The 23,970-nt window shown below is 70.1% G+C and carries 17 protein-coding genes and 2 tRNA genes; 14 read left to right on the forward strand and 5 right to left on the reverse strand.

All coding sequences use genetic code 11. From position 1 onward, the window contains the following. Positions 1 to 97: 97 nt before the first annotated feature. Positions 98 to 2,986, reverse strand: a complete 2,889-nt coding sequence (gene uvrA / locus QHF89_RS16195) for an excinuclease ABC subunit UvrA (protein ID WP_136969562.1) — start codon at positions 2,984 to 2,986, stop codon at positions 98 to 100. A 248-nt stretch (positions 2,987 to 3,234) separates the two neighbouring features. On the opposite strand from uvrA, the gene QHF89_RS16200 reads away from it, so the two are divergent. The 11 genes from QHF89_RS16200 (at position 3,235) to QHF89_RS16250 (ending at position 13,813) form a co-directional block, all read left to right on the forward strand. Further along, on the forward strand, positions 3,235 to 4,209 hold the full coding sequence (locus tag QHF89_RS16200; RefSeq protein ID WP_136969563.1) for a formylglycine-generating enzyme family protein: 975 nt from the start codon (positions 3,235 to 3,237) through the stop codon (positions 4,207 to 4,209). Continuing rightward, positions 4,206 to 5,216 (forward strand): formylglycine-generating enzyme family protein, encoded by a 1,011-nt coding sequence (locus QHF89_RS16205; RefSeq protein WP_136969564.1) that lies wholly within the window; start codon positions 4,206 to 4,208, stop codon positions 5,214 to 5,216. Before QHF89_RS16200 ends, QHF89_RS16205 begins: the two co-directional genes overlap by 4 nt. Before the next feature lie 166 nt (positions 5,217 to 5,382). Beyond that, positions 5,383 to 5,456: transfer RNA gene (locus QHF89_RS16210), tRNA-Ile, on the forward strand. A 29-nt stretch (positions 5,457 to 5,485) separates the two neighbouring features. Further along, on the forward strand, positions 5,486 to 6,253 hold the full coding sequence (locus QHF89_RS16215) for a zinc ribbon domain-containing protein (RefSeq protein WP_136969565.1): 768 nt from the start codon (positions 5,486 to 5,488) through the stop codon (positions 6,251 to 6,253). An 18-nt stretch (positions 6,254 to 6,271) separates the two neighbouring features. Next, positions 6,272 to 7,510, forward strand: a complete 1,239-nt coding sequence (locus QHF89_RS16220; RefSeq protein WP_136969566.1) for a serine/threonine protein kinase — start codon at positions 6,272 to 6,274, stop codon at positions 7,508 to 7,510. Between the two features lie 116 nt (positions 7,511 to 7,626). After that, a complete protein-coding gene (locus tag QHF89_RS16225) occupies positions 7,627 to 8,142 on the forward strand; it encodes a hypothetical protein (protein WP_136969567.1) in 516 nt (171 codons plus the stop codon). A gap of 126 nt (positions 8,143 to 8,268) precedes the next feature. Beyond that, the gene (locus tag QHF89_RS16230; protein ID WP_284720561.1) at positions 8,269 to 10,518 is read left to right on the forward strand and encodes a PrkA family serine protein kinase; all 2,250 of its coding nucleotides are present in this window, start codon (positions 8,269 to 8,271) and stop codon (positions 10,516 to 10,518) included. A gap of 25 nt (positions 10,519 to 10,543) precedes the next feature. Then, positions 10,544 to 11,317, forward strand: coding sequence for a TatD family hydrolase (locus QHF89_RS16235; RefSeq protein ID WP_136969568.1), 774 nt, complete (start codon positions 10,544 to 10,546; stop codon positions 11,315 to 11,317). 39 nt (positions 11,318 to 11,356) lie between these two features. After that, positions 11,357 to 12,682 carry an energy transducer TonB gene (locus QHF89_RS16240; protein ID WP_136969569.1) on the forward strand — a complete coding sequence of 442 codons (1,326 nt, stop codon included), beginning with the start codon at positions 11,357 to 11,359 and terminating at the stop codon, positions 12,680 to 12,682. 195 nt (positions 12,683 to 12,877) lie between these two features. Beyond that, positions 12,878 to 12,954: transfer RNA gene (locus QHF89_RS16245), tRNA-Met, on the forward strand. Between the two features lie 118 nt (positions 12,955 to 13,072). Further along, a complete protein-coding gene (locus QHF89_RS16250) occupies positions 13,073 to 13,813 on the forward strand; it encodes a hypothetical protein (RefSeq protein WP_284720562.1) in 741 nt (246 codons plus the stop codon). A gap of 31 nt (positions 13,814 to 13,844) precedes the next feature. On the opposite strand, the gene QHF89_RS16255 is transcribed toward QHF89_RS16250, so the two are convergent. From QHF89_RS16255 to murJ, 4 genes are all read right to left on the reverse strand, one after another. After that, complete coding sequence (locus QHF89_RS16255) at positions 13,845 to 15,401, reverse strand: L,D-transpeptidase (protein ID WP_284720563.1); 1,557 nt, start codon at positions 15,399 to 15,401, stop codon at positions 13,845 to 13,847. Positions 15,402 to 15,814: 413 nt separating this feature from the next. Continuing rightward, positions 15,815 to 16,237 carry a DUF2231 domain-containing protein gene (locus tag QHF89_RS16260; RefSeq protein ID WP_136969571.1) on the reverse strand — a complete coding sequence of 141 codons (423 nt, stop codon included), beginning with the start codon at positions 16,235 to 16,237 and terminating at the stop codon, positions 15,815 to 15,817. 126 nt (positions 16,238 to 16,363) lie between these two features. After that, a complete protein-coding gene (locus QHF89_RS16265; protein WP_284720564.1) occupies positions 16,364 to 16,930 on the reverse strand; it encodes a protein-tyrosine phosphatase family protein in 567 nt (188 codons plus the stop codon). A 56-nt stretch (positions 16,931 to 16,986) separates the two neighbouring features. Beyond that, positions 16,987 to 18,588, reverse strand: a complete 1,602-nt coding sequence (gene murJ / locus QHF89_RS16270) for a murein biosynthesis integral membrane protein MurJ (RefSeq protein ID WP_136969573.1) — start codon at positions 18,586 to 18,588, stop codon at positions 16,987 to 16,989. Between the two features lie 42 nt (positions 18,589 to 18,630). Between murJ and QHF89_RS16275 the strand changes: the two genes are divergently transcribed. The 3 genes from QHF89_RS16275 to tkt all read left to right on the forward strand — a co-directional run bounded on the left by QHF89_RS16275 (position 18,631) and on the right by tkt (position 23,870). Continuing rightward, entirely contained in the window at positions 18,631 to 20,373 is a 1,743-nt protein-coding gene (locus tag QHF89_RS16275) for a hypothetical protein (protein WP_136969574.1), read from the forward strand. A gap of 122 nt (positions 20,374 to 20,495) precedes the next feature. Further along, entirely contained in the window at positions 20,496 to 21,443 is a 948-nt protein-coding gene (locus tag QHF89_RS16280; RefSeq protein ID WP_284720565.1) for a hypothetical protein, read from the forward strand. Positions 21,444 to 21,869: 426 nt separating this feature from the next. Beyond that, complete coding sequence (gene tkt, locus QHF89_RS16285; protein WP_136969576.1) at positions 21,870 to 23,870, forward strand: transketolase; 2,001 nt, start codon at positions 21,870 to 21,872, stop codon at positions 23,868 to 23,870. Positions 23,871 to 23,970: the final 100 nt, after the last annotated feature.

Here is a 23,970-nt window from a genome sequence, read left to right on the forward strand (position 1 = left end):
GCTCCAGGGGTTGGGTCAAGCCCAACCCCTACGCGCCCCGCGCGGGCGGGGCGCTCCCCGGGTTCGTCGCTGCTGTCTCTCGTCGGGACGTCCCGGGTTATTTGGCGCGTTTTCCCGGCCGCTTGCGCCCGACCTCGAGGACCTCGCGCAGGTAACGCCCGGTATGCGATTCCGGGACGCCGGCCACGTGCTCCGGCGGTCCGCACGCCACGACGAACCCGCCGCGCTCGCCCCCCTCCGGCCCCATGTCGATCACCCAGTCGCTGCACGCGACCACGTCGAGGTTGTGCTCGATCACCACGACCGTGTTCCCCGCGTCCCGCAGGCTCGACAGCGCCCCGATGAGCACCTCGATGTCCGAGAAATGCAGGCCCGTCGTGGGTTCGTCGAGGACATACAGCGTGCGCCCCGTGGCCTTGCGCGCGAGCTCGCGGGCGAGCTTGACGCGCTGCGCCTCGCCGCCGGAGATCGTCGTCGCCGGTTGTCCGAGCCGGATGTAGCCGAGCCCCACGCGCGCGAGGGCGAGGAGCCGCTCCCGCACGCGTGGGATCGCCTCGAACTGGTCGATCGCCTGATCCACCGTGAGCTCGAGCGCGTCGGCGATCGACATGCCGCGGTAGAGCACCTCCAGCGTCTCGCGGTTGTACCGTTTGCCGCCGCAGGTCTCGCACGTGACGAACACGTCCGGCAGGAAGTGCATCTCGACGCGGAGAACGCCATCGCCTTGACACGCCTCGCAGCGCCCGCCCTTCACGTTGAACGAGAAGCGCCCGGCCTTGTAGCCGCGCGCGCGTGACTCGGGCAAACCCGCGTAGATCTCGCGGAGCAAGCTGAAGACGCCGGTGTACGTGGCCGGGTTCGACCGAGGCGTCCGGCCGATGGGCGCCTGATCGATGGAGATGACCTTGTCGATGTGCGAGAGGCCCTCGATGCCGTCGCACTCGCCGATCGGCGCGCTCGTGCGGTAGAGCGCGGCGCGCGCCGCGGGCAGGAGCGTGTCCACGATGAGGCTCGACTTGCCCGAGCCGGAGACGCCCGTGACCGCGCAGAGGACGCCGACGGGGATCTCGACGTTCACGCCGGTGAGGTTGTGTGCGCGCGCGCCGACGAGCTTGAGCACGCGCCCGTCGCCCTTGCGTCGTTTCGTCGGGATCGGCAGATGTTTGTCGCCCGAGAGCCAGGGCCCGGTGACCGACGCCGGGTTCTTCGCGATCTCGGCCGGCGTCCCCTCGGCCACGACCTTGCCGCCGTGCACGCCAGCCCCCGGCCCCATGTCGACCACGTGATCGGCCGCGAGGATCGCGTCTCTGTCGTGCTCGACCACGACCACGCTGTTGCCGAGATCCACGAGCCTGCGCAGCGCTTCGAGCAGCCGCGCGTTGTCCCTCGCGTGCAGGCCCACGCTCGGCTCGTCGAGCACGTACAGCACGCCCACGAGCGCCGCGCCGATCTGCGTCGCCAGCCGGATGCGTTGTCCCTCACCGCCGGAGAGCGTCTGCGCGGATCGATCGAGCGTGAGGTAATCGATGCCCACGTCGATGAGGAAGCCGAGCCGCGCGATCACCGCCCGCAAGAGCGGCTCGGCGATCGCCCGCTCCCGCGGCTGCAGCGGCCCGTCCTTGTGCGCGATCGTCTCCAGGAACGAGCGCACCGTGCGCAGGGCCATCGTGCCGATGTCCGCGATGTTCTTGTCTGCGAGCTTCACCGCGAGCGCCTCGGCCCGCAGGCGCTTGCCCTTGCAGACGTCGCACACGCGCGTGACGGCGTACCGGCCGATGTCCTCGGAGCCGGCGATGTCGTCGTCGAGATCGTCGTCGTCCTCGCCGGAGAGCACGCCCTCGCCCTGCTCGAGCTGCCGCTCGAGCCGCGGCACGATCCCCTCGTAGCCCTCCTTCGCCTTCTTCCGCCCCTTCGCCGCGGTCGCCTCCGCCCCGAAGAGGAGCGCCTTGCGATCGGCCTCCGAGAGATCGCGGAACGCCACGTCCGGGTTCACGCCGAGCGAGCTCACCGCCCGCTCGGTCTCCGTCGAGAGCGCGAGCGAGCCGCGCCGCCCCCACGCGACGATCGCCCCCTCGCGCAGCGTGCGCTTCGGATCCGGCACGACGCGCTCCGGATCGATCCGCGTACGAAACCCGATGCCGTCACACGCGGGGCAGGCGCCGTGTGGCCCGTTGAACGAGAACATCCGCGGCTCGATCGGCGGCAGCGAGATGCCGCAGGCGATGCAGGCGAAGCGCTCGCTCATCCAGATTGGCTCCGCGCGGGATCGCTCGGTCGAAGGATCCGCGAGCAGCCGCCCTTCGCCGAGCTTCAGCGCGAGCTCGACCGAGTCCGTGACCCGACCCTTCACGCCTTCCTTCACCACGATGCGGTCGATCACCACGTCGAGGTCGTGCGCCTTCGTCCGATCGAGGACGATCTCGTCGCCGAGGTCGACGACCTCTCCATCGATCCGCGCGCGAACGAACCCTTCGCGGCGGAGGCGATCGAGCTCCAGCTTGAGTTCGCCGCGGCGGGCGCGGGCGATCGGGGCGAGCACGGTGACGCGCGCGCCTTCGCCGAGGCCGAGGATGCGGTCGACGATCTGCTGCACCGTCTGCGCCTCGATGCGCGCGCCGCAGCTCGGGCAGTGCGGCGTGCCCACGCGCGCGAAGAGCAGGCGCAGGTAGTCCGAGATTTCCGTGACGGTCCCGACCGTGGAGCGCGGGCTCTTCGCGAGCGCGCGTTGCTCGATGGCGATCGCGGGCGAGAGCCCCTCGATCGACTCGACGTCTGGCTTGGCGAGTTGTTCGAGGAACTGGCGCGCGTATGCCGAGAGGGACTCGACGTACCGCCTTTGTCCCTCGGCGTAGATCGTGTCGAACGCGAGCGACGACTTCCCCGAGCCGCTCGGGCCGGTGATGACGACCAGGCGATCTCGCGGGAGGGAGAGGCTGACGTCCTTGAGGTTGTGCTGGCGAGCGCCGCGAATGACCAGGCGATCCATGGACCCGCGACACCTAGCACGCTCATCGTGCTCGGGCTCCCGTGTTGTCCAAGGCTTCCCGGCTCTCCGACCTACGCACGAGGACCAACCCCCTCCGTAGGCACCCCCTCGTTTCACCGGCACGCGATGGATGCGCCGCGCCTGCTCGCTCGAAATTTTTCCCCCACGCGGTTCCTCGGTTCTACTTGCATGACGGGCGACGATCGAGAAGCCCTGCGGAGCGCGTGGGTACGACGACGAGGAGCGTGATGATCTCGGTGGGCGTCGGCGTCGTGGTCGGCGGACTCGCTTTGTTCGCGCGTACCTCGGCCGTGTCCTTCCGCTCGGCCACGCGCGCCGCGCCCGCGCCCGCGGCGCCTTCCCCCGAAGCACAGATCCCCCGCGTCCCCGACGAACCCGCGGGACCCGCGGCGCCCCTGTTCACGCCGGCCGATCGTTTCTCCCAGGACCCGGCCGTGCGCGCTGCTTGCCCGTCCGACATGGCGCTCGTCGAAGGCGACTTCTGCCCCAAGCTCGCGTACCGCTGCGCGCGTCGATCGAGCGAGCTCGGCCACGGCTGCGCCGAGTACGTCCGCGGGGTGCCGTGCCGCGGCGAGCCAGATCCGCGCAGGTACTGCATCGATCGTCACGAGTGGCCGAACCGCGTCGGCGAGAGCCCGCGTGTCTACGTGAATTGGTTCGAGGCCAAAGAACTTTGTCAGTCGGTGGGCAAACGGCTGTGCCGCCGCTCCGAGTGGATCCTCGCGTGCGAGGGGCCGAAGCGGCTGCCGTATCCCTGGGGCTTCGTGCGCCAGCCGAGCCCGTGCAATGTCGATCGCGCCTCCATCCCTTTCGACGTGAACGCGATGGTCGACGAGCGCACCCGCGAGGCCGAGATCGCGCGGCTCTGGCAGGCCGATCCGATCGGCTCGCACCCCGCGTGCATCAGCGCGTTCGGCGCGTACGACCTGTCCGGCAACGTCGACGAGTGGACGGACAACCTCGCCGACGATCCCGAGACGAACCAGCCCTCGACGCTGAACGGCGGCTACTGGGGCCCGGTGCGCAACACCTGTCGGCTCACGACGAAGACACACGGCCCGAAGTTCGCGTTTTACCAGGTGGGCTTCCGCTGCTGCGGGGACACGATCGACGGCGTCGAGACCCCGCCGCCGAGGCCGTTCCTCGATCGGGATCGCGAGCCTGCCTCGCCCGGGGATCGCGCGGCGCACGAGGACGGGTGAGATCACGCGAGGCCGTCGTCTTTCCGCTCGTGCTCGCGGGTTCGCTCGCGCTCGCGGCGCTCCTCCTCTCGCCGCGCGTGGCCGAGCGACACGAGACGCAGCCGTCTGCCTCCGCCGCTGCCTCGATCGAAGCGCCGCCGCCTCCGCCGCCGCCACCCGCGCCTCTGCCGAAGGAAAAACCGCCGCCGCCTTCGTACGTGCAGGTGAGCCCCGAGAGCGCGACCGCGTGTGGACCGGGCATGGTCCTCGTCGACGGCATCTACTGCCCGTTCGTCGGGCACCGATGCTTGAAGTATCGCGAAGACGTGAAGGACGTGTGCGAGCGCTTCGGCCCCGAGGTCCTCTGCGAGGGCCGGCTCGAACGCCGGCGTTTTTGCGTCGACGTCTACGAGTACCCCAACATGGAAGGCGTCAAGCCCGCGGTCATGGCCGACTGGAACGAGGCGCGGCGCGCGTGCGAGGTCGAGGGCAAGCGCCTCTGTACGGTCGAGGAGTGGGAGTTCGCGTGCGAGGGCCCGGGGATGTGGCCGTATCCGTACGGCGCCGAGCGTGACGCCGAGGCCTGCAACATCGACAAACCCGTCGAGCCGCCGGACTTCGACGCCTTTTCGGATCCGGCCCGCGTCTCGGCCGAGGTCGACAGGCTCGATCGTCGCGTCGCGTCAGGCGAGCTGCACCGCTGCGTCAGCCCCTTCGGCGTGCACGACATGACGGGCAACGTCGATGAGTGGGTCGACAACCCCCAGGGCAAGCGCCTCGAAGCGCCGTACCGCTCGTCCTTGAAGGGCGGCTACTGGGGGCCGATCCGCGCGCGTTGCCGGCCGATCACCTCGACGCACAACGAGTGGTTCAGCTTCTACCAGGTCGGCTTCCGGTGCTGCGGCGACCCGAAGGACGGGGGGCGGGCAGGTCCTCTGCCCGCTGGCAAGCGGCCGCGGCTCGGCCGGATGAACCTTCCGCCGCGGAACGTCCCCGAGCGTTCGAAGCCTGCGCCGGAAAGTCCTTGAAAGTTCGATGCTTCGGGGTCGGGCGCCCCGACGCGCGCGCGGGGCCCGCACGGCTCTTTCCGGGGAGCAAGCCCAAAGTGAACGATGACGCGGCGCGCCCCTTCCAACGGTCTCGATGTTGGACTAGCTTGTCCCCCGGGTCGCCTCCGGGCGATTCGGCGAACACGGGCCCATAGCTCAATCGGTCAGAGCCCCCGGCTCATAACCGGGCTGTTCCTGGTTCGAGTCCAGGTGGGCCTATCCCTTTTCGCAAGGAGCAGAGCATCCACGTGAGTATCCGCGACCAGATCGCACCCCTCGAAGAGCTCGCGACCATCGACGACGATCTGCGGAGGCTGGAGGAGCAGATCGGCAAGCAGCGGGGAAGCCTGGAGGGGATGCGGGCGGAGGCGAAGGTTCTCGAGGACCGCCTCCGTTCGGACCGAGAGATGCTCTCGCAGATGGAGAAGACGCGGAGCGAGCTCAGCGTCGAGCTGCGCCAGATGACGCAGCAGATCGAGCGGTCGCGCGAGAAGCTCGCGCGGTCGAGGAACGAGCGCGAGAGCAACGCGGCGCAACGCGAGATCGAGGAGCTGCGCAAGCTGCACCGCGACCGCGAGGAAGAGATCGAGCGCCTGAACACCGCGACCGAAGCGGCGAAGAAGTCGATCGACGTGACCGACGCCAAGCACCGCAACATCGTGCAGCAGATCGAAGGCACGGTGGAGGGGACGACGCGGCAGCTCGACGACGCCGAGTCGCAACGCGCGACGCGGGTGAAGGAGCGTGAGCTCGCGGTGAAGAAGCTGCCGACGACGCTCTACCGTCGTTACGAGTCCGTGCGCACGCGCCGCCCGCACCCGATCGCGGCCACGCACGACGGCACGTGCCTCGGCTGCCACCTGACCATCCCGCCGATGATGTTCCAGAAGATGCTGCGTCAGGCCGAGTTCGAGCAGTGCCCGCACTGCCGCCGCATCCTCTACTACACGCCCGCGCCGGTGAGGGCCCCGGAGGGCGACGCCGCCGAGGGCAGCTCGACTTCGTCACGCGCCTGATCGCTCCACCTGCGGCGCGTGAAAGCCTGCACCACCTGCCATCGCCTCTACGAAGATGACGCGGACTTCTGCCCGCTCGAAGGGCAGAAGCTCGCGGGGACCGACGAAGTCTCGCCGAAGCCGGATCCGAAGGATCCCCGCGTCGGCGGCGCAGTGTGCAGCGGGCGCTACCAGATCTGGCGCGTCATCGCCGAGGGCGGCATGGGCCGCGTCTACCAGGCGCTCGACCGCGAGGAGAAGAGCTCGGTCGCGCTGAAGATCCTGCACGAGGAGGTCGCGCAGGATCCGGTGGCGATCGAGCGCTTCAAGCGCGAGTTCGAGGTGAGCGCGGTCCTGCCGCACGAGCACGTCGTGCGTGTCGACGCGTTCGAGCACGACGAGAACAACTACGTGATCGTGATGGAGTACCTCGAAGGCGAGGAGCTCCGCGTGCTCATGCAGCGCGAAAAGGTGCTGCCGCCCGAGCGTGTCGTGCGGTTCGTCTCGCAGGTCGCGCTCGGCCTCGCGAGCGCTCACGAGCGCAAGATCGTCCACCGCGATCTCAAGCCGGACAACGTCTTTCTCTGCGGCGGCGACGAGGTCAAACTCCTCGACTTCGGCAGCGTCCGCGACAACTCCGTGGGCGCGAAGAAGATCACCGCGGTCGGCACGACGATCGGCTCGCCCTTCTACATGTCGCCCGAGCAAGCGCAGGGGCTCCTCTCGCTCGATCATCGCGCCGACGTCTGGTCGCTCGCGGCGATCACCTACGAGTGCCTCACGGGCAAGGTCCCGTACGAGGGCAAATCCGGCCCGCAGATCCTGCTCAGCATCATGACGCGGCCGCACCGCCCGCCGAGCGAGGTGGGCCGCGCGCACGGCGTCCCGCGCACGCTCGACGCGGTGATGGATCATGCGTTCACGAAGGAGCCTGAAGACCGCATCCCCACGGTCGGCGCGCTGGCGGATCGGATCGGCCATGCGTACGGGCTCGAGGGCAGCCACGCGGCGTGGGCGCGGACGACGCAGGCCGAGCTCGGCGAGCGCATCCGCGCGGGCCTCCCCGGGCTGCTCGCGCGACTCGAAGAGGAGCAGGGCACAGCGGGGGATCTGAGCGCGATGGATGCGGCCTTTGCGGGCGCGGCCGCGGCGACGGAGCAAGGCGCCTTCCCGGAGGACGCCGTCTCGGTCCCGACCACACGACCACGCTGGCTTTTTCCCGCCATCGTGTTCGTCGTCCTCGTCGCCTTGCTGATCGTCGTGCTCGGCGCGCGCTGAACACCGAGCTCGTGCATGGCTTGGGCGGCCCCTCCGTCGAACCCGTGCTGTTCGGGTGTTTCCATCGACCCTACGCCCGTGGTCAGGAGCAAACCGCCGTGGTATTCCGAGCCCTCATGAACACGCCTTCGATGCGCCGCCGTCCTCTCTCCACCCTCGCGTGCCTCGTAGCCCTCTCGGGCCTCTCGTTCGTGCTCGCCTCCGGATGTGGCCGGAGTGAAGCCGCCACGCAGCGTGGCGAAGAGACGAACGTCGCGGCCGTCGCCAAGGGCCCCAAGGCCGAAAGCGAGACCTACGCGGTCGAGATGAAGGCGACGGGCCCTTACGCAGCGGGCAAGGAAGGGACGCTCGAGATCACGATCGTGCCGAAGGGCGCGTATCACATGAACGATCAGTACCCGTACAAGTTCAAGCTCGTCGATCCCGCGCCCGAGGGCGTGAAGTATCCGAAGCCCTTGCTCAAGAAAGAGGACGGGACGTTCGACGAGAAGAAGGGATCGTTCAAGGTGCCGTTCGTGGCGTCCCGGGCGGGCAAGGCGAAGATCGCCGGCACGCTCTCGATGAGCGTCTGCAGCGCGGCGAACTGCGTGATGGAGAAGGTGGACCTCGAGGTCGACGTCGACGTGAAGTAAGCCGGGGGCTAAACTCCCCGGGTGAAAGAGTCCGACGCCCGGGCAAGCCGAAGGTCCGAGCTCGCACTGGCCGAGCTTTCCAACCTGGTCACTTCGATGCAGCGCCGCTTCCAAACGGGACGGCGCTTGCTTTCTTTCCAGGAGTACCTGGAGCTCTTCGCATCGGATCCCGCGCGTCACGGGCGTGATTCAGCCCGGTACGTGCGCGACATGTTCGACCACTTCGGGACGTACCCAGTCAAGCGTCCCTGGGGCGAGTGCACGCGCTACCGCCTCTTCGATCTGCCCTGGGAGCCCGAGCCGCTCCGTTCGTCGGCGACGAGCGCGCGCCGGGCGCCGTACCACGGGCGCGACGCGGCGCTCATCGGGCACGAGGAGCTGCAGGGCGAGATTTACCGCGCGCTCTCGAACTTCGTGCAGGAGGGGAGGGCGAATCGGCTCGTCCTGATGCACGGCCCGAATGGGTCGGCCAAGAGCACGATCGCCGGCTGCGTCCTGCGCGCGCTCGAGCATTACTCGACGCTCGACGAGGGCGCGCTCTACCGGTTTCACTGGGTGTTCCCGAGCCGCAAGACGACACGCGGCGCGATCGGCTTCGGCGGCGAGGGGGCCGCGGCGCCGATCGGCGGCAGCTTCGCGCACCTCGAAGACACGCAGATCGACGCGCGCCTCGTGAGCGAGCTGCGCGATCATCCGCTCTTCTTGATCCCGGTGCCGGAGCGTCGCGAGCTCTTGAAGAAGCTCTACGAGGAAGCCGGGATCGGAGACGCGCCGCCCGACTGGCTCATGAGCGGCAAACTCTCGCACAAGAATCAGCAGATCGTGGAGGCGCTCCTCGTCTCCTACGAGGGCTCGCTCGCCGATGTGCTGCGCCATGTCCAGGTCGAGCGCTGGTTCATCTCGCGGCGGTACCGCACGGGCGCGGTCACCATCGGCCCCGAGCTCAGCGTCGACGCGGGCGAACGGCAAATCACGGCCGATCGATCGCTCGCCGCGCTGCCCACGGCGCTCCAGGCGCGGACGCTCTTCGAGGCGCACGGGGATCTCGTCGAGGCCTCGGGCGGCGTGCTCGAGTTCAGCGATCTGCTGAAGCGGCCGCTCGACGCGTTCCGCTACCTCCAGCTCACGCTGGAGACGGGCGAGGTGAGCTTGCCGCAGCAGACGATCCAGACGAACGTGGTCATGATCGGCAGCGCGAACGACATTCACCTGAACGCCTTCCGCGAGCACCCCGAGTTCCCGAGCTTCCGTGGTCGTTTCGAGCTGCTCCGCGCGCCCTACCTGCGGAGCTACCTCGACGAGCAACGCATCTACGACGCGCAGATCGCGCCCTTCGTCACGCGCCACGTCGCGCCGCACGCGACGCGCGTGGCGGCGCAGTTCGCCGTGCTCACGCGCATGCGGCAGCCGGAGGCGAAGCGGTATCCCGAGGCGCTCGCGCCGATCGTCTCGTCGCTGACGGCGGCCGAGAAGATGGAAGCGTACGCGACGGGGACGCCGCCGGAGCGGCTCGACGGTGACTCGCAGAAGCTGCTCCGCGCGAATATCCGCCCGCTCTACCAGGAGACCGACGCCACCGTCGACTTCGAGGGGCGCTCGGGCGTCTCGCCGCGCGAGATCCGCTCGCTCCTCCTCGACGCCGCACAAAACCGGGATCACGGCTGCCTCTCGCCGTTCGCCGTCCTCACCGAGCTCGATGAGCTCTGCAAGCGGACCTCGGAGTACGACTGGCTCAAGGAGCGCCCGCTCGCGGGCGGCTACCACGACCACAAGCTCTTCCGCGACGTCGTGCGCGCGCGGCTGCTCGACACGCTCGAGGAGGAGATGCGATCGGCGAGCGGGCTCGTCGACGAGACGCGCTACGGCGAGCTCTTCGATCGGTACGTGCAGCACGTCGGCGCGTGGGTGAAGGGCGAGAAGATCCGAAACCCGCACACGGGCGATTTCGAGGGCGCCGACGAGCGCATGATGCGCGAGATCGAGGGCCTGCTCGGCGTGCGCGGCAAGCACGACGATCACCGCCGCGGGCTCATCGCGATGATCGCGGCCTGGGCCATCGATCACCCCGGCGAGCGGGTCGTCAACGCCGTCGTCTTCCCGCAGCAGATCCGCAAGCTGCGCGAGGCCGTGTTCACCGAGCGCCGCAAGTCCGTGGCGCTGCTCTGCCGGGACCTCGTGGCCATCTTGCGCGATCGCGCGAACCACGCCGCGCAGGGCGTACGCGACGAGCCCCTCTTCGGCGGCCTGCGCGACGAGCAACGCAAGAACGCGCTCGCCGCGCTCGATCGGCTCGTCGCGATGGGGTATTGCGAGAGCTGCGCCCTCGACGCGGGCAGCGCGCTCCTCCGCGCGCGGTTCTCCGAGCTCGTCACCTGACGGGCGCGTCGTTGGTTCTCGAACGATGTTGATCGACACCCACTGCCACCTCGATCCCAACTACTTTCCCGAAGGCGAAGACGCCGTCCTCGAGCGAGCGCGCGAGGCCGGCGTCGAGGCGTTCGTCGTGATCGGCGTCGGCGAGGACCTCGGTCCGGCGCGCTTCGCCGCGGCCCTCGCCGCGCGGCGCCCCGACGTGTGGGCCTCCGTCGGCCTGCACCCGCACGACGCGCGTGTCCTCGACGGCGCGATGGAAGACGAACTCGAACGCCTCGCCCGGGAGCCGCGTGTCCGGGCCGTGGGCGAGGTCGGGCTCGACTACCACTACATGCACTCGCCGCGCGAGACACAAAGGGAGGTCTTCCGGCGCATGATCGCGCTCGCGCGGCGCGTCCAGAAGCCCATCGTCGTGCACACGCGCGAAGCCGCCGAGGACACGATCACGGTGCTCGAAGAGGAAGGCGCGCGTGAGGTCGGCGGCATCATCCACTGCTTCTCCGAGGATCGGCCCTTCGCCGAGCGGGCGCTCGCGCTTGGCTTCGACCTCTCGTTCTCGGGGATCGTGACGTTCAAAAATGCGCGCGCGATCCACGAGGTCGCCGCGTGGGCGCCGCCCGATCGGATCCTCGTCGAGACGGACAGCCCGTACCTCGCGCCCATCCCGCTGCGCGGCAAGCGCTGCGAGCCTGCGTATGTCGTGCACACGGCGCGGCGCGTCGCGGAGCTCCGCGGCGAGAGCTTCGACGCCCTTTCGACGCGCACGACGGAGAACGCGCGCCGTCGCTTCGGCCTCGCCTGAAGCGCCCGCAAGAGCGCCGAGACGAGGCATACTGGAGGCGTGCGGGGCATCGACAGAGCAAGGCTCGTCTCCGCGAGTTTTTTCTCGCTCGCGGTGCACCTCGCCCTGCTTGCGACCGGCGGCGCCCTGCTCGCGCGTGCTTCTCGCGCGGAGCCAGGTGGCCTCGCGCTCCGAGGGCTGCACGCGCCGCTCCGCGATGAAGTCGTGGAGATCGAGCTGCCGACGTTGAGCGAAGGATCGATCGCCGGCGAGCTCGTCGAGCTGCCGGCGGTCCCCGTTCCGCGCGGGGGAGGGGAGGCCGAGCCGCGACCGGATACGGGCGAGCGGGGTCGCGGCGGCACGGACACGGCTTCGGCGCGCGCGACGAACCTCGCCGATCGGCAGGACGATCGCGCGCTCGTCACGGAGGTCCCGTCGCGGATCGATCGCACGCAGGTGCAACGCATCGACGCGGGCGAGGAGCGCGCGTCCCGCGAGGATCGACGCGCGAGCCGTGAACCGATGGAGCTCACCTTCCTCGCGAGTGGTCGCTCCGGCAGTCGACCCGAGCGACGTACGTACGCCGTGCACGATCCCTCCTCGGGCGGCTCCCGCGCCGGGCGCGCCACGCGACGTGGAGGCGCGCTCGGCGCTGCGGCGCTCCCGCCCGACGGCATCGAGGCGGCGCGGCCCGTCGGCGGCGCGGAGGAGGGCGTGGAGGCGCCTTCCGAGGGGATCGGCGCGCGGGATGGGGCGCCTGGCAAGGACGCGCGCGCGAGCGCCGAGGTGCCGCTCGCGCGCCCCTGGGTGACGGCGGGGACGCCGTCCGTGCCCGCGGATCACGAGGGACGACCTTCAGACCGCGTCGACAGCGAGCAAGAGGCCGCGCTCGCGCTCCAGTCGATCGTGCACGCGAGCACCGCGGGCGGCGCACCGGGGGACGGGACCGGTGGGCAAAACGGGCCCACGGCGCCGGGATCGGGCGGCAGCGCGGGCCGCGGCTCCGTCGCCGATCCGCTCGGCACGGGCCAGGGCCCAGGCCTCGACGCGAGCGCGCTCGACAAGCGCCGCATGGACTACGTGCGTCGCGTGCTCGCGCGGATCCATCCGCTCTGGAAGGACGCGTTCCCGCGCTGGGCGATCGCGGAGGGGCGTGGCGGCACGGTCGTGGTGGCGTTCGTCATCCGCGCCGATGGCAGCGTTGCGAGCGCGCGTGTGGCGCGGCCGAGCGGCATCCCCGAGTTCGACGAGAACTGCCGGCAGGCGGTCCTGCGCGGCGCTCCCTTCGAGCCGCTCCCGCGCGAGCTCGGGCCCACGTTCGCCTGGTCGATGCCCTTCGTCGCGAAGAACCCCGCGGTGCGCCCCCCGGATCCTGCGCGCCCCTGACGCGCGGACAAACATTCCTTCAAGCTCTCAGGACGCTTCACGAGGCGGACCGGCGGGCCGAAGGACAAGCGCCCTCGGCCTCCTCCTCACCGGCTTCGCGCGTGGGTTTGCCCACGCTCTTCGCGAGAAAGACCCCCTCGACGGATTGCCTGCTTGACAGGCCCGTCGTCCCTCGACATAGTCCGCGCCGCTTCCGCCGAAGTAGCTCAGTTGGCTAGAGCAGGCGTTTCATACGCGCCGGGTCGGGGGTTCGATTCCCTCCTTCGGCACCAGCTTCAACCACTCGACGACACAGGAGCCGCAGCGCTCCCGCGTCGAGACTGACTCGCACCCGAGCGAGCGCCCGTCTTGCGGGTGCCGCTTGTGCGGGTCTGGCTTCCCGTCGCCGACTTGCGCGATGTCGAGGCGCTCTTCCGGGCCGCCCGCGCCGGAGCCGCCTTGGACGCCGTCGTGCGTTGTCCGGCGGCGCTGCGCGTCGTCTTCTTCGCAGCCGTGCGCTTCGCAGGGGCGGCCTTGCGCGTCGTCGCGCGTCCGGCCGTTTCCGTTCGCGTGGTCGCCTTCGACGCCGCGGCCCGCTTGCCGGCGGCCTTCGTCGTCCTCTTCGCTGCGCCCTTGGCCGCGGCGGAGGCTTTGCGCGCCGGGGTTGTCGCTCCGCGCTTGGCTGCGCTCTTCGTGCGCGTCGTCGTCGTCTTGGAAGCCATGGTTCGTCCCTCTGCCGCCGCGGGATTGAACGCGATCCGGTCGTCGGACCACGCGTTTCCTCCGCCGTCGCCTCTCTTGCGAGCGAAGGGCGCGGTGACGTGCGTGCTCGTCGGCAAGGGTCGTGCCGAGCCCTCCGCGCCTCCCGCGCGCTCGCTCGGCCCCCACGTGACGCACGCGACTTTGCGCGAAGGAATGCTCGTTTCGCGTGTGTTGTTCGGGAGAATCGAGCCTTCGGGGTGGCTTCGTCGGGAGCGTCGCAGAGACGCACGGGGCGACGCGAGACGCAGCGCGGCGCGCAGGCCGCGGTGTCACGGCCGGGGGCAATCGCGATCCGCGCAGACCACCTGCGAGCAGGGAACGCACAGCCTGCTCGGTAGCCTGTCACGCTGCGGGACAGTCCTGCTCCCGCTTCCGGCTGCGGGGGCGTAGCTCGGCTTGTCCGCGCGGAGCCCCCGGAGCGCTACGGCCGAACGACGACCATCGTCCCTTCGCCCATCGCGTCGGTCACGCCGTGCCAACCCTCTGGCAGCTCCGGCCCGGACCAGTGAAAGAGCCTGCGCGCGTCGACGGGCGAGAGCGCGACAGCATGGAAAGTTTGCGCTTCCCCCAGCCCATCGCCCCAATACGTGCCCGCGAGCGCGTATCCCGGTTCGAACTCCATCACCCAGGGCGCGTCGGCGACCTCGAAGTCGCCATGCACCTCGCGGCTGTCGAGCGCCGTGGTGACCCGTTTTTTACGAATCCGGAACGTCCCGCGCGCCGTCGACGCGCTCTCGGCCGCTTCCTTCAGCACGTCGCGTCCCGACGAGATCAGCGTCGCATACACCGGCTTCTGGCCCTCGTAGGCCGTGAGCGTCTGGTTGGCCAGGCTCACGTCCAGCCACTTTTGCTCGCCCTTCGCGAAATCCGGGAACTTCGTCCGCCGGACGATCACCACGAGGTCCTGCGCACGCAGCCAGTACCCCTCGCGCGACTGCTCGAAGCGCACGCCGTTCACCGTCCGGAACTTCCCGCTGAGCGGAACGGCCATGCGCCGCTCGAGCTCCTCGTCCTCGTCCGGCTCGGCCTCGCCCTTGCGTAGCTTCCACGCCGTCACGCCAGACTTGTGCACGAAGGCGACAGGCAGCCCCACCTTCTCCACGTCGAGCCCATGCCACGTGGTCCCGAGCGCCGGCTTCAGCCTGTCGATCGGGACGACCTGCCCCGAGGGCGTCACGCCGAAGCGCCGGCCCTCCCCCGCGTCCGACGCCACCGACGCCACGAACGACCCCGCCAGCGCCACGCCGCTGCCCTTGCGCAAGACGCCGCTCTTCAGGTCCGCCACGCGAGACGCGAGCGGCGCGAGCGGCGCCACCGCGGACGCCGGAAACGCGAAGAACGAGCCCACCGTGCGCTTGCCAGCCGCATCCGCGCCGTCGACGCCGGGCATGAGCACGGGCGGGCCCTGGGGCACGCCGCGCGGATCCACAGGCACGTCGTTCGCAGCCGCGCCGAGCATCTCAGCGTCGAGCGAACCACGCTTGTTGAGGTAGCGCTTCAGGTCGGGCTCCTCGGTCGTCTGCTCAGCCGGCATCGGCAAGCGCGTGTAGAGCGGGACGCCTTCGGTCCGGGCGCGGCCGTAGCGGTAGGGCAGGGCGCGCGAGAGATCCGGGCCGGGCGGCAGCGCAACGGCGAGGGACGGATCCGTCGTCGCAGCCTCCCCTGCGCACACGAAGCCACGCGGCCGCACGACGTACCAGCCGCCTGGGCATTCCTTTCGCGCAAACGGCTCCGAGGAGCGCGCGACGGCAGCCCCCGCGCCAAGCTCCCCGAGCGGACGCCCCTTCGTCGAGGGCCGGTCATACACCACGGTGCCACTCTGCAAGACGATGAGCTTCGGCCCATCCGCCGGCGGCGAAGGCACCTCGGGCGGAGGCTCCTCCGTCGGCTCGCCCTTCGCAAGCGCAGGAGCATTGCCGCCCTTGCAGCCGAGGGGCACAAGCGCAAGCACGCAAAGGAGCGGAAGCCCGAGGCGCATGGGCCGGTTCGAGCCAGGGCGATCGTCTTGCATCGAAGCGACGCATGCCAGACCTCGCGTCGACGGGCCAAGTCTCGTGGTTTTTGGCTGGGGGCGTGGAGCTGGGGCGTTGCCCCAGGCCCCACCAGGGGCTGTCCGCCCCTGGACCTGGACCAGCGAGGCGCTGGACCCAGGACGATGAACTGCGCGATGCGCAGTTCATCGCACAGGCCGGGTCAAGACCGGCGACGACCTTGCCCATCAAGATCGCAGCGCCGCCGTTGCGATGGGCATCTCCCCTGGCTGTTGGAAGAACTGCGCGGAGCGCAGTTCTTCCACCAAGGTCCAGCGCTGGCGCTGGTCCGGGTCCAGGGGTGGACAACCCCTGGTCGGGCCCGGGGTGAAACCCCGGCGAGACGCCGTGGAAACCTCTCCTACGCCCGCTCCCGGGCTGCTTCGTCGCCGAGCCACCCTGCCAGTGTCGCCACGCCGAGTGCCATGATCGAGAGTGCGACGCTTGCCGACGGCGTCACGCCTTCGGGATGCACGACGCGCAGGACGAGGCTCACGGCGAACGGGAGGAGCGCGCAAATCGAGAGCCACAGGAACAAGAAGCTCAGGTCGCGCGCCCGGGAGCCTGGCCGGTACTGGTCGTGCTCTCGCGCGAAATAGACGGACGACAGGGAGCCGCTCACGAGCCCTGCTGCGAGGTTCATGGCGGCCGCGACGCCCCAGACGTGCGCGCCTGAGAGCATCGCGACGACGTCGAAGCTGAGGGAGATCGCGAAGAAGACGAGCGGGAGCACGATGAGCAGCGTGTGCACGTCCCCGCGGCCGGCGGGCGCGATCGTTCTCATGGGGTCTCCAGGTGGGGGCGCTCGCGCCTCCTTCGGACCTCGATTGGAAGGGCCGTGCCACCGCGGCGTGCTTTGCGCGCGCCGCGCCCGTGATCTCCTTGTTCCTTGGTCTACGCGTTCCTCGGACTACGTCTTCTCCGCGCTCCCCCGGCCCCCGCGCGTCGATACGTAGTCGTTCACGAAGCGAAGTTGCCCTTCACGCATCGCCACCCGCCTCCGCGCGCGGATCCATGCGATCGCCTCCTCGACGCTCATGCCCTCGTGCAGCGCCAGGTAACACACGGCGAGCGCCACGCTCCGGCCGACGCCGCTCGCGCAGTGCACGTAGACCCGGTGCCCGGCTTGGATGTGCTCGGCGAGGAACGTGAGCGCGCGGTCGGCGTCTTCGAGGCTCGGCACCTGCATGTCCCAGCAGGGGATCTGCAGGTAGGCCATGCCTGCGGCGCGCAACGTGCCGAGCGGCTCCACGAGCTCGCTCGTCGCGTTCACCACGGCGCGCACGCCCTGCCGCTCGAGCTCGGCGATGTCGCTCGGCATGAGAAAGCCGCCGATCATGATCTCTGGCGTGATCCACGTCCGCCAGCCTCGATCCGGCGACAGCCCCACCAGGGTGCGGCGCGCGGCGAGGAACACGTAAAACGCGGCGCGGTAGGGATGGAGGAGCGCGGGGTGCAGGAGCTTGCCGGGCGTCACCCTGCGTTCTTGCAGCGATCGGCGCCGCGCCGCCATCGCGTTTCGACGTCCCGGCGTCAGCGCCGCGCTCGTCGCAGCAGCGAGCGCACGTCGAAGAGCCCGAGCAGCGGGCAGAGCACCACGAACGCGGCTCCGAACGTCCCGAGCGAGAGCATCGCGCCGATCGTCGTCCCCTGGAGTGACGCGGGCAGAACCGAGCGCACGAGGACACCTGCGCCCACGGAGAGCCCGCCGAGCAGCGCGATCCGCCCGCCGCGAATCGCTTCCAGCCCGAGCCCTCCGATTGCCTGGGACAGCCGGATCCCCATCGCGCACGTCTCCACCCAGCCCGCGATCACCGCGCCGAGCACCACGCCGAGCACGCCGAGCGGCCGCATCAACACGAGCGCGAGCGCCGTGCTCACGACGACCCGCAGCACCGCGAACCGCGCCGGCGTCCGTGTATCGCCGAGCGCATACGCCGTCGTCGTCAGCACGCGCCCCGCCGCGTTCCCGAGCAGCGCGAACCCATACGCCGCGAGCAGCGGTTTTACCCGCGCGGTTGCCGCCTGATCGAACGTCCCTGTCTGGAGCAGCAGCGCCACGAGATCCCCGCCGAGCAGCACGAACACGAGCGTCGCGGGCACCGTCAGCACGGCGATGCGCGCGAGCGACGCGCCGAGCCGCGCGCGCACGGCCGCGTTCCGCTTCGCCACGTCCGCCTCCGCCGTGTCGCGGGACAGCTCGGGCAGCGCCGCTGCCGCCTCGCCCGTCCCGAGCACGCTCATCGGCAGCAGATAGATCGTCTGCGCGTAGCCGAACGTCGCGTTCGCGCCCGTGCCCAGAAAGCTCACGAGCAACGTGTCCACGAGGCCCGAAATCTGGATGATCCCCCGACCCACGAGCGCGCCGGGCAGCCGCGCCGCCGCCTCCCGCACGTGCGGATCCTTCGCGTCGAAGCGCGGCGCAATCCTCCCGAGCAGCCGCCGCGCCGCCGGCAAGAGCACCACGACCTGCAAGAACGCCCCTGCGAACGCGCCCCACGCGAGCGCCGTCGCGAGCGCGCCGCCCCGCTGCCCGAGGAACGTCCCTGCGACGACGAGCGCCGCGATCTGCGCGAGGCTCCACACCACCGGCGCCGCGTACGGCAAGAAGAAGCGCCGGTGCGCGTTCAGCACCCCGAGCCCCCACGCCGACAGCACGAGCAGGCCCGTCATCGGGAAGACGATGCGCACGATCGTCGCCGTCCCCGCGAGCTTCTCCTCGTCGAACCCCGCCGCCACGAGCCACGACAGCCAAGGCGCGAACAAGACGCCGAGCGCCGACGCCGCCACCACCACCACGAGCAAAAGCCCGAGCGCCGACCGCGCGAACCGCGCCGCCTCCTCGCTCTTGCCTTCGCCGCGCAGCCGCGCGTAAAGCGGGATGAACGTCGCCGACAACGTCCCTTCGCCCATCAGGTTCTGCGTGATGTTCCCGACGCGGAACGCCGCCGCGATCATGTCCGCCCAAGCCGATGTCCCGAAGTAGTGGGCCATGACGCGCTGCCGCACGAGCCCCACGAGCCGTGACAGCACGATGCCCGCCGTGACGAGCGCCGCCGATCGTGCGCCTCCTGCTCTCGGAGGTGCTCCTTCGGGGGCTTTCGTCCCCGTCGCCGCTGTCTCGACGCTCTGCACGCGCCGCTTCTACCCCAATGCGGCGCGAGCTAGAATCTCGAGATGCTTGCACCTACCGCCTTCCGTGGGCTCTCGGCTCGCCTCCGCTCCTCGTCCGCCGGCGTTTTCCGGTCCTCCATGCTCAGCACGGTCGCGCTCGTCGCGCTCGCCGCGTGCGGCGCGACGACCCGCACCGAGACCCCCGGCACCGGCGGGGAAGGCGGCGAGACCTGGACCGCGGGCCCCGGCGTGGGCGGCGCGGGCGGCTCCGGAGGAATCGGCGCGGGCGGCTCGGGCGTGGGGGCGGGGCCGAGTGAGCTCCAGTCGCTCGAGCACATCGACCTCGGCGACGTCGCGCTCAACATGCTCCAGCCCTTCGAGGTCCCCGACCGCGCCCTCGGCCTCACGGTCACGGTCGGCGCGGCGAACCTGAACGACGTCGTGGGCATCAGCCGGCTCCGCCCTCCCACGGGCGACCCGGTCATCTTCAACTACGCGATGGCCGGCAAAAACACCCCCGCCTTCGCGAGCTACGGCTGGGTCGGCGGCGCGAACCCGCAGTCCGACGCCGCGAACGCCTGGCCCATGCAGCAAGGCCAGTGGCGCATCGCGCTCGGCGACGACGACGGCTCGCTCGAGAGCGCGCACGTCGACGTGTGGATCCGCCGCACGAAGGACGGCCTCTTCCACGGCGGCGTCGTCGACGTGAACGTCTTCCTCGCGCCGAACTCGACCACGCAGAACTACGTGAACCAGGTCCTCGGCGAGATGTTCGTCGACTACGCTGGCCTCGACCTCGGCAAGGTCACCTTCCTCCCGCTCGACGCGAGCTTCACGAACGTCGGCACGTACAACGAGTACCGAAGCCTCCTCGCCTCCTCGGCGGGCATCGCCCCCGGGCCGGCCTTGAACCTCTTCGTCATCGGCAGCTTCGGCTCCGAGTTCGGCCAGGCCATCGGCGTCGCAGGCGGCATCCCCGGCAGCCCCGTGCTCCAAGGCACCACCATGAGCGGCGTCGCCTACATGCCCTCGGGCAACCCGGAGTACGACGCCAGCGTCCTCCGGCACGAGGTCGGCCACCTCGCGGGCCTCTTCCACACGACCGAGTTCTCCGTCGAGGAGACCGATCCGCTCAGCGACACCGTCGAGTGCCCGACGTCCGTCATGCAGTCGAACCCCGACAACTGCCCGGACGTCTCGAACACGATGTTCCCGATCGCCTACGGCGCGCTCGCCCTCACCGAGGCGCAAAAGCGCGTCCTCCACGGCAGCGCCCTCTACCGCGGCATCCTCGAAGAAGGCGGCCAGCCTGCGCCCCCGGAGCAGCCGCCCACCGGCGGCAAGTTCGCCCCGCCGCTCCCGCCCGAGCCGCCCTTCGCCCTCGCCGCCACGCGCCGCCCGAACAAGCCCTTCCCGGCGAACCCCACGCCCCTCGAGCGTGTCCTCGGCGCGGTCTGGTGCGCGCACGGCAAAGGCGACTACGAGGCCCTCGCGCTCCGCATCGCCGGCGCCTCCGCGCCGAGCACGCTCCGCGCCCTCGTCCTCGACGACAAAGCCTCCGAGCTCTTCCGCGCCCGCGCCCTCGGCGCCTACGTCCGCGTCTCCCAAGGCGACGAGCGCACCCGCGCCGTCAAACTCGCGGAGACCCTGGCAACCCGGGAGACCACGAGCACCGATCTGCGCGTCTCCGCGCTCCGCTCGCTCGCTCGGTTTGCCCCGTCCGAGGCGCGCCAATCCGCTGCAATTGCAGCGCAATCCGAAGATCCGGTCGTGCGAGCGGTCGCTTGGACTCTGCGTGGAAAGTGACAGAAATGCTGTCTTTTCGGCGCTCGGGCTTCGTGCTACGACCATCGCGGCGCCGGGGGAAGATGCAGAGGTCACGCGCGTGATGGGTCGTTTTGCAATTTCCCCGGATGGAGGTTCGTGACGTGAGCGGAGAGCCGCGACAGCTCCCCTTGCGGATCTGCCTGGTCGACATGAACAACGGCCATGTCAACCAGGCGATGCGGTGCCTGCGTGGCATCGTGTCGACGTTCTTCGACCGCGTCCGCCGCCAGAACCCGAACCTCGAGTGCGTGCTCGGCGAATGCTCGCCGCGCGACACCCAAAACCCCGTCCCCCGCGACTACGACCTCTACATCTCGACCGGCGGCCCAGGCTCCCCCTACGACGGCGACGGCATGCCGTGGGTCACGGACTACTCGGGCTTCCTCGACCACGTGGCCGAGTCCGCCATCCGCGGCGGCGAGGATCAGAGCGCGCTCTTCGCCATCTGTTACTCGTTCGAGATGGTCGTGCGGCACTTCCGCCTGGCCGCCGTCGTGCCCCGCACCGAGCGCAAGTTCGGCGTGATGCCCATCTACACGACCCCCGAAGGCCAAGCCCACCCGCTCCTCCGTCCCTTCGGCGACCGTCTCTTCGCCTTCGAACACCGAAGCTGGGAAGCCGTCGACCTCGACGAGCGCCTGCTCGAATCCCTCGGCGGCTCCCTCCTCGCCCGCGAGAGCCGCGACGGCATGTCCAAAGGCCGCGCCATCCTCGGTCTCGACGTGACCGCCGGCATCGAGTCCGTCCAGTTCCACCCCGAAGCCGATCGTCCCGGCGTCATGAACTGGGTCTCCCGCCCCGAACAAGCCGCCGCCTTCAAAGCCGCCTACGGCGAACTCACCTACCAAGCGATGCTGCGCACCCTCGACGACCCGCGCCGCCTCGCCCGCACCTACGCCCTCGTGATCCCCGGCTGGATGGCCCGCCGCTTCAACATGCTCGCCCAATTCCGCGGCTACGTGGAGCTGCCCCCGCCGAGCGAAAGCCAAGCCGACATCTTCGCCTCCCCGCCCATCCAGGATCGTCCCGCGCAAGCTGCGTCGGCCTGAGGGAGATTGGGGCGTTGCCCCAAACCCCAGCGGGGGCTGTCCGCCCCCTGCACCCCGGACCAGCCAGGGGCTGGACCCAGGGTCGATGAACTGCGCGATGCGCAGTTCATCGAACAGGCCCGGGGCAAGACCCGCAGCGGCGTTGCCGACCAAGACAGCCGCGCTGCGGGTTCGGCGGGCGCCCCGGCTTCTTCGTCGGCCCGTTTGAAAAACTGCGCACCGCGCAGTTTTTCAACCCTCGGTCCAGGCCGTGCCTGGTCCGGGGTCGAGGGGGCGGACAGCCCCCCGCGGGGTCCGGGGCAGCGCCCCGGGCGCGGCGCCTTCGCCTGAAACCTCGGCGCTCCGTCGTGGTCGACACGTGGCGTGTCGTGCTCGCTCGCTTTCCTTCTGGCGTGATCTCGCCTAGAGACGCGCGCGGAGGAATCGATGCACATCGACGAGTCGACAGTGAAGAAGGCCGTCCACACGATCCAGATGCTCGCGGTCGACGCCGTTGAGAAGGCGAACTCGGGCCACCCGGGTGCGCCGATGGGCCTCGCCTCGATCGCGTTCGAGATCTTCACGCGGCACCTGCGTTACGACCCCAAGGACCCGAGCTGGCCTGATCGTGACCGCTTCGTCCTCTCCGCTGGCCACGCGTCGATGCTCCTTTACGGCCTGCTCCACCTCGCGGGTTATGACCTCTCCCTCGACGAGCTGAAACACTTCCGCCAGCTCGGCTCGCGCACGCCTGGCCATCCCGAGGTGCACCTCACGCCTGGCGTCGAGGTCACCACGGGCCCCCTTGGCCAGGGCATCTCTACCGCTGTCGGCATGGCCGCTGCGCTCAAGATGATGGAGGCTCGCTTTAGCGGGAAGGGCGACGTCGCGACCGCGCGTGTCTTTGGCATCGCCTCCGATGGTGACCTCATGGAGGGCGTCTCGGCCGAGGCTTCGAGCCTTGCTGGCCACCTCGGCCTCTCGAACCTCGTCTTCTTCTACGACGACAACCACATCACCATCGACGGCAAGACCGACCTCGCTTTCAGCGAAGACGTCGGCAAGCGGTACGAGGCGTACGGCTGGTTCGTGCAGAAGATCGACGGCCACGACCACGCGCAGATCCGCGCCGCCCTCGACGCGGCTGTCGCTGAGCCCGCGCGCCCCTCGCTCATCGTTGCGCGCACGGTCATCGCGTACGGCTCGCCGGGCAAGGCGGGCAGCTCCAAGGCCCATGGCGAGCCGCTCGGCGCCAAGGAGGTCGAGGCCACCAAGAAGGCGATCGGCTGGCCCACCGAGCCGACCTTCCTCATCCCGGACGACGTCCGCGCGATCTTCGCGGCCCGCGCCGACGAAGGCCGCAAGGCGCACGAGGCCTGGAACGAGGCCATGCGCGCCCTCGAGAAGACGGACGCCGAGGCCGCGTCCCTCTACCGCCGCCTCATCACCCGCGAGGTCCCCGAAAACCTCTTCGACGAGCTCGTCAAGGCTGCGCCTCGCAAGGACGCCGCCACGCGCCAGAGCGCCGGCACCATCGAGCAACGCGCCGCTGCCCTCGTGCCTTCGCTCATCGGCGGCTCGGCCGACCTGAACCCCTCCACGAAGACCTACATCGAGTGCTCGCCGGCCATCCACAAGGGCGACTTCTCTGGCCGCAACATCCACTTCGGCATCCGCGAACACGCGATGGGCGCCTTCGTCAACGGCTGCGCGCTCGCCGGCGGCTTCATTCCCTTCGGCTCCACGTTCCTCGTCTTCGCCGACTACATGCGCCCGGCGATCCGCATGGCGGCCCTTTCCGAGCTGCACAGCGTCTTCGTCTTCACGCACGACAGCATCTTCCTCGGCGAAGACGGCCCCACGCACCAGCCGATCGAGACCCTCTGGTCGCTCCGCCTCATCCCGAACGTCGACGTCGTCCGGCCCGCGGACAGCCTCGAATGCGCGGCCGCCTGGGCGCATGCGCTCCTGCGCCGCTCCGGCCCGACGGCGCTCGCGCTCTCGCGACAGAAGCTCCCCGAGCTCCCGCGGCCCGAGGGTTTCGACCCGAAGCTCATGCTCCGCGGCGGCTACATCCTCGCGGATGCTGCGAAGAACCCGCCGGCCGTCGTGGTGATCGCGACGGGCTCGGAGGTCTCGCTCGCGATGGACGCGAAGAAGATCCTCGAAGCCGAAGGCGACCGCGTGCGTGTCGTCTCGATGCCCTGCCTGGAGCAATTCCAGCGGCAGGATCAGGCGTACCGCGAAGAGGTGCTGCCCCCCGGCACGCCGCGCGTGGTCATCGAGGCGGGCTCGACGATGCCCTGGCGCGCGCTCGTCGGCGAGCGTGGGCTCGTGATCGGCCGCGACGACTTCGGCGCCTCCGCGCCGGACAAGGACCTCGCCAAGGCGTTTGGGTTCGTGCCTGAGGTCGTGGCGGGCAAGATCCGGGCGATGCGGCGGGGCTGAGAGGCTGGGAGAGCGACGCGTCGTGGCTCGGCCCTGCTGCGGGAGGCGGAGGGGCCGAGGGGGGGTGCGGGGAGGCTCGTGGGGGAGCTGGCGCGAGTGA

The sequence above is a fragment of the Polyangium sorediatum genome (assembly GCF_029946465.1).
GTDB lineage: Bacteria > Myxococcota_A > Polyangia > Polyangiales > Polyangiaceae > Polyangium > Polyangium fumosum.

Bases quoted from the DNA above. Each gene is read 5' to 3' on its own strand.
- uvrA (WP_136969562.1), bottom strand. From the start codon at position 2,986: ATGGATCGCCTGGTCATTCGCGGCGCTCGCCAGCACAACCTCAAGGAC.
- QHF89_RS16200 (WP_136969563.1), top strand. From the start codon at position 3,235: ATGATCTCGGTGGGCGTCGGCGTCGTGGTCGGCGGACTCGCTTTGTTC.
- QHF89_RS16225 (WP_136969567.1), top strand. From the start codon at position 7,627: ATGAACACGCCTTCGATGCGCCGCCGTCCTCTCTCCACCCTCGCGTGC.
- QHF89_RS16235 (WP_136969568.1), top strand. From the start codon at position 10,544: ATGTTGATCGACACCCACTGCCACCTCGATCCCAACTACTTTCCCGAA.
- QHF89_RS16255 (WP_284720563.1), bottom strand. From the start codon at position 15,401: ATGCGCCTCGGGCTTCCGCTCCTTTGCGTGCTTGCGCTTGTGCCCCTC.
- QHF89_RS16260 (WP_136969571.1), bottom strand. From the start codon at position 16,237: ATGAGAACGATCGCGCCCGCCGGCCGCGGGGACGTGCACACGCTGCTC.
- QHF89_RS16275 (WP_136969574.1), top strand. From the start codon at position 18,631: ATGCTTGCACCTACCGCCTTCCGTGGGCTCTCGGCTCGCCTCCGCTCC.
- tkt (WP_136969576.1), top strand. From the start codon at position 21,870: ATGCACATCGACGAGTCGACAGTGAAGAAGGCCGTCCACACGATCCAG.